This window comes from Anaerotignum sp. (assembly GCF_051877975.1).
Taxonomy (GTDB): Bacteria; Bacillota; Clostridia; order Lachnospirales; family Anaerotignaceae; genus Anaerotignum_A.
Map to the genome: position 1 here is coordinate 71,264 of NZ_JBJEJK010000020.1, position 9,698 is coordinate 80,961.

The window sequence follows — 9,698 nt, forward strand, 5'->3', positions numbered from 1 at the left end:
TGGAATGTTTGATTTAATCATCATGCTGAGCAGATATCTGTTCATCTTCTATATTGTCTTGTTTCTATGGCAGGGTATCGTTTATATTGCCTATGAGCAGGGTGGCTTTTTGGGCAATCCTTATACGGCGGTGTCCATGCAGAGAAGAATCGTTATTCTGATGCACATGACGGCATTTTTGATTTTAGGATATAATCGGGAGACCCATTTGTTCGATTTATCGACACTGATTTTTGGGGCAGTTGCTTTTATCTTCCTATTATTGGCGGTCAAGCTTTTGGATAGATTTTATTATGAAGGCTGTCCGTTGATTTGGACAGGGATGCTGTTTTTGATGGATCTGAGTTTGATCATCCTGCAGAGGGTAGAGCCTTCTCTTGCCCACAGGCAATTGATGTGGATGGTGATCGGGTTGGCGGGAATGCTGTTTTTGCCCTTTTTCTTCCGTATGATACCCCGGTTTGAAATATTTGAATGGGCGTATATCATCGTTTGCTACGGTCTGCTGATCTGCACCAGATTTTTTGGCGTTGCCAAAGGTGGTTCTACCAACTGGCTTTCCTTTGGCCCGGAGGCCTTCAAAATCACCTTCCAGCCTTCGGAAATCGCAAAATTTTTGTTTGTTTTCTACTTAGCCAGTGTGTTCCGCAAGCGGGTGGAATGGAAACAGTTTTTGACGACGGCGATCCTGAGCGCAGGTTTGGTGCTGCTGTTGGTACTGCAGAAGGATTTGGGCAGTGCGCTGATCTTTTTTATGACATATATGGTCATGCTCTATATTGCTACATCCAATGAATTTTTGTTCCTTTTGGGCATGGCAGCGGCATCGGTAGCGGCGACTGGGGCCTATAAATTATTTTCCCATGTGCAGGTGCGTGTGGCGGCATGGCGAAATCCTTGGGCAGATATTGATGCAGGCGGTTATCAGATCGTCAGCTCTCTCTTTGCCATTACTACATGGGGGTTGTTCGGCAGCGGCCTGACAAAGGGTATGCCAAAAAGTATCCCTGTTGTGGAAAGTGATATGATCTTTGCGGCCATCTGCGAAGAATTTGGTGTGATCTTCGGCGCTGGTGTCATTGGTATTTTTATTATGATTCTATATCGCGGTGTGCGGATCGCTTTGGATTGCAGCCGCCGTTACTATAGTATTCTTGCGGCAGGGGTAACGACGATGATTTCCTTCCAGGCTTTTGTCATTCTGGGCGGCGTCATCAAATTGATTCCTCTGACAGGGGTGACACTGCCTTTTGTCAGCTATGGCGGCAGTTCTGTTCTGGTCAGCCTGATGATGATCGGGCTGCTGCAGTGGGTATGCGTATATTGTGAGCAGCATAGCCAGCAGGAGCAGGAACAGATGAGAACCATGGAAATGCAGATGGGAGGCGGCAGAAATGAGTAATATGAAGCGGAGCATGCGCCGTGTGTTTTGGCTTTTGGCGCTGTGTTTCTTCCTATTATTAGGGTATCTTGGCAAGTTGGTCCTTGTGGATCGGGCAGAGATTTCCGGCAATGCCTACAACAGCCGTTTGCGTTATGTGGATGAAACGATCAAACGAGGAGATATTCTGGATCGAGACGGCGAGGTTCTTGCCACCAGCACCTTGCAAAGTGATGGTACTTACAGCAGAGAATATCCCCGCGCACGCATGGCAGCCCATATCACTGGCTATAGCAGTGTGGGGAAGACCGGTGTGGAAGCGGCGGAAAATTTTGAGCTGATGAAGCTGCATAATGAATTATTCCAGCGGATCAGCGGCATCATAAGAGGGACAGAATTACAGGGCAACAGTGTTGCCTTGACGGTTGATATGGATATTCAGAGTACGGCGGGGAATCTGCTGGGCAGTGCCAAGGGGGCTATCGTGGTGATGGAGCCTTCCACAGGCCGTATCCTTGCATTGCAGGCTTATCCCGATTTTAACCCCAACAATGTGGAATCCCAGTGGGATACGCTGAAAGACCATCCAGACAGCCCTCTGGTAAACAGAGCAACACAGGGGCTTTATCCTCCTGGTTCTACATTCAAGACGGTAACGGCTTTGGCTGGGATGGAGTATCTTTCCAACTGGCAGGATTTTACCATTGAATGTACAGGAGAACGGGAATTTGAGGATAAGGTGATTCATTGTTACAATAATAAAGCCCATGGCACCGTAGATATGAAGGGGGCTTTGGCGGTTTCCTGCAACTGTTATTTTGCAGCCCTTGCAGAAGAGATTGGCGCTGGCAATCTGGCAAAGACCATGCGGCAGGTAGGAATGGATACCGAAAGCCATTTTGAATTGGAAACCAGCCTGAACAATATTTATCTGGAAAAGGGTGCAACAGAAAGTGAATTGGTGGAAACAGCCATTGGGCAGGGCAGAACAGGCGTGACCCCCCTGTATATGGCGATGTTGGCATCGGCCATTGCCAATGATGGTATGATGATGCGGCCGTATATTGTAGACCATGTGGTTTATCCCGATGGGACGGAAGCAAAGCATACGGTTCCAGAAAAATTGATGGATATTTGTTCTGCAGAAGAAGCGGCGATTTTAAAGGATATGATGACGGAGGTTGTTACCAGCGGTACGGGCACTGCGGCGGCGGTCAGCGGCGTGACCGTTGCAGGGAAGACCGGTACGGCGGAAAATGCCACAGGCTACGATCATAGCTGGTTCATCGGCTTTGCGCCTGCGGAAAATCCCAAGGTGGCAGTCGCTGTTTTGATTGAAAATTCCAATTACGGCAGTGCAACGCCGATCGCAGGCAAAATGATCCGTGCAGCTTTGGAAGAACTGGGAGAATATTAAAATGAGGTGGGCCGGATGGAGCTGAAGTTTGACATATCAAAAACATATGCCATTGCTTTAGAAGGCGGCGGTGCCAAAGGCGCCTACGAAGTAGGAGTCTGGAAAGCGCTGGATGAAGCAGGGGTGCAGTTTGATGCTGTAGCAGGAACCTCTGTCGGGGCATTGAATGGTGCCATGATGGTTATGGGAGAGTTGGAGCAGGCCATCCGTCTTTGGGAAAATATCAAATTTTCTCAGGTCTTTGATGCAGATGATACCCAGATGAAAAAGCTTTATGACAGGAATTTATCTGGGGCAGATATCAGGGGGCTTCTGAAAGATTTGATAGAAGCTATCAAAGAGGGCGGTTTGGATATTGAACCTCTGCGGGAGCTTCTTTCCGAATGGGTGGATGAAGAGAAGATCAAAGCTTCCGGTAAGAAATTTTTTCTGGTGACCTATTCTCTGACGGATAAAAAAGAACTGGATATCGATGCAGATGAACTGGAGGCTGGCAAGCTGAAGGATATGCTCCTTGCCAGTGCCTATGTGCCGTTGTTTCAGAGAAAAAAACTGGATGGCAAGGATTATGTGGACGGCAGTGTGCATAACATTGTGCCCATCAGCAGCTTGCTGGATCGGGGCTACAAAGATATCATCGTGATCCGTATTTATGGTGTTGGTTTTGAGAAGCGAACGAAGATTTCGGAAGATGTCAATATTACTACGATTGCTCCGCGGGAAAAACTGGGCGGCGTTTTGCAGTTTGATGCGGAACAGAGCAAAAAAGATATGAATTTGGGATATTTCGATGGCATGCGGATGCTTTATGGATTGGAAGGGGAAAAGTATTATATTGACCGCCAGTGGAATGAAATGCAGGCATATCTGGCATTGAAAACTTTACTGGAATCTTATTTAAAGGAAGAAACTGTTTCTCTGCGGGAAATGAACGAAAAACTTCTGCCGAAGCTGGCAAAAAAACTGAAGGCAAAGGATTGTGATTATCACGGATTACTGCTGCGCTTTTTGGAACAGCTGGCGGAGAAAGCGGAAATTTCTCCATATAAAATCAGAACAGAAGCCGAACTCTTAACTGAGATTGCAGAAATTTGGCAAAAGCAAAAAAATTAGAATTTTATGAAAAAATCTCTTCTGGCATATCATACTAGAAGGGATTTTTTATTTTACAAAAAAATTTTCTATGGAGTGAACAGAAAAACAGTGAAAAATAAAGAATCTATCAGGAAAAAGCTGGACAAGAAACATGCTGCGAAAAGGTATATCTATCTGGATTTTGCATATAATTTAACAAAATCATGGGAGCGGACAGGGGTTTTGAAAAGCACTGTATCGTGATAGGAATAAAAAATAGCCTGTGAAAGGGCAGGAAAGCCCAAGGAATAAGAAGAAAGAAAGCGTGAGGATGGAAAGGATTTGTCAAAAACAGAAAGGATTTTTAGGAAAAAAGAGATCATTTTTACAAAAAAATAGGGAAAATATGTAGGATGCGAAGTACTTTGTATACAAGAATTTGCTTTTTTAAAAAGAAGTACCATTTTTCTGCAAATTTTCCAAAATAATAATAAATTTTTAACAATTTAGGTTGAAATATAATGATATTGATGTTATAATCAAAACAAATACAGGAGGATGTAAAAAAATCAACCTGTATTTTGGAATGATTGGGACTTATATTCAAGGATATAGGTTTTTTCTGATGTCATTCAAAGGATGATCTGCGGAAAGAGAAACACGGGGACAGCAGATACATCTAAAACTCTTCATGATTGTTTTATCGCATGGTTGAATATAAAACAGAGGAGGTAAAAAAGAATGTATACATTGGGCATTGATGTTGGCTCCGCTTCTTCCAAGGCAGTCATCCTGAAAGACGGAAAAGACATCGTAGCTGCAGAGGTTGTACAGATCGGTACAGGCTCTACAGGACCCCAGAAGGCCTTAAAGAAGGCTTTTGAAGCCAGTGGTCTGACGAAAGACGATATCGCCTTTACAGTAGCCACAGGGTATGGCAGATTTGCATTCAAGGAAGCTGATAAACAGATGTCTGAGATCAGCTGCCATGCAAAAGGGATTTATTTTTTGGTACCCACTGCACGAACCATCATTGATATCGGCGGTCAGGACGCAAAAGCGATCAGACTGGATAACAAGGGCGGCATCAAGCAGTTTTTTATGAACGATAAATGTGCGGCAGGTACAGGCCGTTTCATTGAAGTAATGGCCAGAGTTCTGGAAACCACACTGGATGAAATGGCTGGACTGGACGAACAGGCAGAAGAAACAGCACCAATCAGCAGTACTTGTACTGTATTCGCTGAATCTGAAGTTATTTCTCAGCTTTCCAAAGGTACAAGCAGAAATAACATCGCCAGAGGCGTTCATATGTCCGTAGCTAGCAGAGCGTGTGGCCTCGCTTACAGAGGCGGCCTTGAAAAAGACGTTGTCTTCACTGGCGGCGTTGCAAAAAATGCAGGCGTAGTTAGAGCGGTCTCTAGCGTATTAAAAACAGATGTAATTGTGGCACCAAATCCACAAACAACAGGCGCTCTCGGTGCGGCACTGTTCGCATACGAAGCGGCACAAAAAAAATAAGAAAGAGGGATTAGAATGAGTTTAACACAAGGCATGACAGCAAAAAAATTGTTAGGCTACTACCAGAACAAAGCTGACCAGGACGCAAGAGAAGCTAAAGCAAGAGGCGACCTTGTTTGCTGGTCCGCATCCGTAGCTCCTTCCGAATTTTGCGTAACAATGGGTATCGCTATGGTTTACCCTGAAACACACGCAGCTGGTATCGGCGCTAGAAAAGGTGCTATCGATATGCTGGACGTTGCAACTAGAAAAGGTTACAACATCGACTGCTGTTCTTATGGTAGAGTAAACATGGGTTACATGGAATGTCTGAAAGAAGCAGCTATCACAGGCAAAAAACCTGAAGTACTGGTTAACTCTCCTGCAGCTGACGTTCCCCTGCCCGACCTGGTAATCACATGTAACAACATTTGTAACACACTGCTGAAATGGTATGAAAACCTGGCTGTAGAGCTGGATATCCCCTGCATCGTAATCGACGTACCTTTCAACCACACAATGCCTATTCCCGAATATGCAAAAGCATATATCGCTGACCAGTTCAGAAACGCTATCTCTCAGCTGGAAGTAATCTGCGGCAGACCTTTCGACTGGAAGAAATTCAAAGAAGTAAAAGACCAGACACAGCGTTCCGTATACCATTGGAACAGAATCGCTGATATGGCTCAGTACAAACCCTCTCCTTTGAATGGTTTCGACCTGTTCAACTACATGGCTCTGATCGTAGCTTGCCGTTCTCTGGACTATGCTGAAATCACATTCAAAGCATTCGCTGATGAACTGGAAGCTAACCTGAAGGCTGGTGTATACGCATTCAAGGGCGCAGAAAAGACACGTTTCCAGTGGGAAGGTATCGCTGTATGGCCTCACCTGGGTCACACATTCAAAACAATGAAGAACCTGAACTCTATCATGACAGGTACAGCATACCCCGCTCTGTGGGATCTGCACTATGATGCAAACGATGAATCCCTGCACTCCATGGCAGAAGCTTACACAAGAATCTACATCAACACATGCCTGAGCAACAAAGTTGAAGTTCTGCTGAACATCATGGAAAAAGGCCAGATCGATGGTACAATCTACCACCTGAACAGATCTTGTAAGCTGATGAGCTTCCTGAACGTTGAAACAGCTGAAATCATCAAAGGCGTAAACGGCAAACCTTACGTATCCTTCGATGGTGACCAGACAGACCCTAACGTATATTCTCCTGCTCAGTACGAAACACGTGTACAGGCACTGGTAGAAATGATGGAAGCTAACTTGGCAGCAGAATAATTTTGAGGAGGAGAAAACGATGAGTAAAGTAGAAGCTATCTTATCCCAACTGAAAGAAGTTGCAGCTAATCCCAAGAAAGCAATGGATGATTATAAAGCTGAAACAGGTAAAGGCGCTGTAGGTATCATGCCTATCTACGCTCCCGAAGAATTGGTACACGCAACAGGTTACCTGCCCATGGGTATCTGGGGTGCACAGGGCAAACAGATCTCTAAAGCACGTACATATCTGCCTGCATTCGCATGTTCTATCATGCAGCAGGTAATGGAACTGCAGTGCGAAGGCGCTTATGACGATCTGGCAGCAGTTCTGTTCTCCGTACCTTGTGATACACTGAAATGTCTGTCCCAGAAATGGAAAGGCGCTAACGCTGATAAAGTAATCGTATTCACACATCCTCAGAACAGAGGTCTGGAATCCGCTAATCAGTTCCTGGTAACAGAATATGAACTGGTTAAAAAACAGCTGGAAGCTTACCTGGGTGTTAAAATCACAAACGCAGCTCTGGAAAACTCCATCGCTATCTACAACGAAAACAGAGCAGTTATGCGTGAATTCGTTAAAGTAGCAGCTGATTATCCTCAGGTTATCAGCGCTGTTGACCGTCATGCTGTATTCAAAGCAAGACAGTTCATGCTGAAAGAAAAACACACAGCACTGGTTAGAGAACTGATCGATGAAATCAAAGCTATGCCTATTCAGCCTTGGGATGGCAAGAAAGTTGTTGTTACAGGCATTCTGCTGGAACCCAACCAGCTGCTGGAAATCTTCGATGAATTCAAACTGGCTATCGTTGATGACGACCTGGCTCAGGAATCCAGACAGATCCGTGTTGACGTTCTGGACGGCGAAGAAGGCCCTCTGTACAGAATGGCAAAAGCATGGCAGCAGATGTATGGTTGCTCCGTTGCAACAGATACAAAGAAAGGCCGCGGCAAAATGCTGATCAACAAAACAATCGCTACAGGCGCTGATGCAGTTGTCATCGCTATGATGAAATTCTGTGATCCCGAAGAATGGGACTACCCTGTAATGTACAGAGAATTCGAAGAAAAAGGTATTAAGAACCTGATGATCGAAGTTGACCAGGAAGTAACATCCTTCGAACAGGTTAAGACAAGACTGCAGTCCTTCGTAGAAATGCTGTAATTCTTCCTACCGCATTTACTTTGATGGAAATGTAAATAAACAGGGGTAGGAAACTGCCCCTGTGTTTTTATAAGAGAAAAATTTTTTATAGGAGGTCTAACATAATGGCTAGACATGTAAAAGTTATCACTGCTGAAGAAGCTGCTATGCTGATCAAAAATGGTGATACAGTTACAACAAGCGGTTTCGTAGCAAGTGCTATTCCTGAAGCTCTGGACAGAGCAGTAGAAGAAAGATTCCTGAAAACAGGCGAACCCAGAGATATTACATATGTATACTGTGGTTCTCAGGGCAACAAAGACGGCCGTGGTGCTGAACATTTTGCACACGAAGGTCTGCTGAAAAGATACATTGCTGGTCACTGGGCAACAGTACCCGCTATGCAGAAAATGGCTCTGGAAAACAAAATGGAAGCTTACAACGTATCTCAGGGTGCTCTGTGCCACCTGTTCAGAGATATCGCTGCTCATAGACCCGGTTGCTTCACAAAAGTAGGTCTGGGTACTTTCATTGACCCCAGAAACGGCGGCGGTAAAGTAAACGAACGTACCACAGAAGATATCATCGAATTGGTTACAATCAAAGGCGAAGAATATCTGTTCTATCCCTCTTTCCCCATCAATGTTGCTATGATCAGAGGTACATATGCTGATGAAGCTGGTAACATTTCCTTCGAAAAAGAAGTTTCTCCTCTGGAAGGTACATCCGTATGCCAGGCTGTTAAAAACAGCGGCGGTATCGTTATCGTTCAGGTAGAAAAAGTTGTAAAAGCTGGTACACTGGATCCTCGTCTGGTTAAAGTTCCCGGCATCTATGTTGACTATGTAGTAGTTGCTGATCCTAAAGATCATCAGCAGTCTCTGGATTGTGATTACGATCCCGCTCTGTCCGGTGAATGCCGCAATCCTGATGTTGCTCCCGAACCCCTGCCTCTGAGCGCTAAGAAGATCATCGGTCGTCGTGGTGCTATGGAACTGGAAAAAGACGTTGCAGTTAACTTGGGCGTAGGTGCTCCTGAATATGTTGCATCTGTTGCAAACGAAGAAGGCATCGGCGACTTCATGACACTGACAGTAGAAGGCGGCGCTGTTGGCGGCGTACCCGCTGGCGGTATCAGATTCGGTGCTGCTTACAATGCAGACGCTCTGCTGGATCAGGGCTATCAGTTCGACTTCTATGATGGCGGTGGTCTGGATCTGTGCTATCTGGGTCTGGCTGAATGCGACCCTAAAGGTAACATCAACGTTTCCAGATTCGGCCCTAGAATCGCTGGTTGCGGTGGTTTCATCAACATTACACAGAATACACCCAAAGTATTCTTCTGCGGTACATTTACAGCTGGCGGCCTGAAAGTAAAAGTAGAAGACGGCAAAGTTGTAATTGCTCAGGAAGGTAAACAGAAAAAATTCATCAAATCTGTAGAACAGATCACATTCAATGGTGATGTTGCTCTGAAGAACAAACAGCAGGTAATGTATATGACTGAAAGATGTGTATTCGTTCTGAAAGAAGACGGTATGCACCTGACAGAAATCGCTCCTGGTATTGATCTGCAGACACAGATTCTGGATATGATGGAATTCGAACCTATCATTGACAGAGATGCTGATGGCAATATCCCTCTGATGGATGCAAAACTGTTTGCAGAAGGTCTGATGGGCCTGAAAGAAATGAAAGAAGGCAAATAATCTTTTTGATTATTGGACAACTTCATTTTTAAGCACATAAAAATTGGCTCCTGCCTTAGGGCAGGAGCTTTTTTGTTTTATAGTAAAGAAAGAATTTTACAGCAAGACAGTATTTACAGAAGTCTTTTTGATTTCTGTAAGTACTATCTAGCGGAAAGAGATTTGCGGAGCAAATCATGAATAAGG

7 protein-coding genes are annotated in these 9,698 nt (G+C 44.9%); all 7 read left to right on the forward strand.

Features of this window, described 5'->3' with window-relative positions; genetic code table 11:
* The first annotated feature begins 4 nt into the window (after positions 1 to 4).
* The 7 genes from ACI39P_RS03900 (at position 5) to ACI39P_RS03930 (ending at position 9,512) form a co-directional block, all read left to right on the forward strand.
* Complete coding sequence (locus tag ACI39P_RS03900; protein ID WP_439719383.1) at positions 5 to 1,402, forward strand: FtsW/RodA/SpoVE family cell cycle protein; 1,398 nt, start codon at positions 5 to 7, stop codon at positions 1,400 to 1,402.
* On the forward strand, positions 1,395 to 2,798 hold the full coding sequence (locus ACI39P_RS03905; RefSeq protein ID WP_439719384.1) for a penicillin-binding transpeptidase domain-containing protein: 1,404 nt from the start codon (positions 1,395 to 1,397) through the stop codon (positions 2,796 to 2,798). Before ACI39P_RS03900 ends, ACI39P_RS03905 begins: the two co-directional genes overlap by 8 nt.
* Before the next feature lie 15 nt (positions 2,799 to 2,813).
* Positions 2,814 to 3,911, forward strand: coding sequence for a patatin-like phospholipase family protein (locus ACI39P_RS03910; RefSeq protein ID WP_439719385.1), 1,098 nt, complete (start codon positions 2,814 to 2,816; stop codon positions 3,909 to 3,911).
* Positions 3,912 to 4,613: 702 nt separating this feature from the next.
* Positions 4,614 to 5,393, forward strand: a complete 780-nt coding sequence (locus ACI39P_RS03915; protein WP_439719386.1) for an acyl-CoA dehydratase activase — start codon at positions 4,614 to 4,616, stop codon at positions 5,391 to 5,393.
* Positions 5,394 to 5,408: 15 nt separating this feature from the next.
* Complete coding sequence (locus tag ACI39P_RS03920) at positions 5,409 to 6,674, forward strand: 2-hydroxyacyl-CoA dehydratase subunit D (protein WP_439719387.1); 1,266 nt, start codon at positions 5,409 to 5,411, stop codon at positions 6,672 to 6,674.
* A 19-nt stretch (positions 6,675 to 6,693) separates the two neighbouring features.
* The gene (locus ACI39P_RS03925; protein WP_439719388.1) at positions 6,694 to 7,824 is read left to right on the forward strand and encodes a 2-hydroxyacyl-CoA dehydratase subunit D; all 1,131 of its coding nucleotides are present in this window, start codon (positions 6,694 to 6,696) and stop codon (positions 7,822 to 7,824) included.
* Between the two features lie 104 nt (positions 7,825 to 7,928).
* Entirely contained in the window at positions 7,929 to 9,512 is a 1,584-nt protein-coding gene (locus ACI39P_RS03930; protein ID WP_439719389.1) for a malonate decarboxylase subunit alpha, read from the forward strand.
* Positions 9,513 to 9,698 lie beyond the last annotated feature (186 nt).

Bases quoted from the DNA above. Each gene is read 5' to 3' on its own strand.
- ACI39P_RS03905 (WP_439719384.1), top strand. From the start codon at position 1,395: ATGAGTAATATGAAGCGGAGCATGCGCCGTGTGTTTTGGCTTTTGGCG.
- ACI39P_RS03915 (WP_439719386.1), top strand. From the start codon at position 4,614: ATGTATACATTGGGCATTGATGTTGGCTCCGCTTCTTCCAAGGCAGTC.
- ACI39P_RS03900 (WP_439719383.1), top strand. From the start codon at position 5: ATGTTTGATTTAATCATCATGCTGAGCAGATATCTGTTCATCTTCTAT.
- ACI39P_RS03925 (WP_439719388.1), top strand. From the start codon at position 6,694: ATGAGTAAAGTAGAAGCTATCTTATCCCAACTGAAAGAAGTTGCAGCT.
- ACI39P_RS03910 (WP_439719385.1), top strand. From the start codon at position 2,814: ATGGAGCTGAAGTTTGACATATCAAAAACATATGCCATTGCTTTAGAA.
- ACI39P_RS03930 (WP_439719389.1), top strand. From the start codon at position 7,929: ATGGCTAGACATGTAAAAGTTATCACTGCTGAAGAAGCTGCTATGCTG.
- ACI39P_RS03920 (WP_439719387.1), top strand. From the start codon at position 5,409: ATGAGTTTAACACAAGGCATGACAGCAAAAAAATTGTTAGGCTACTAC.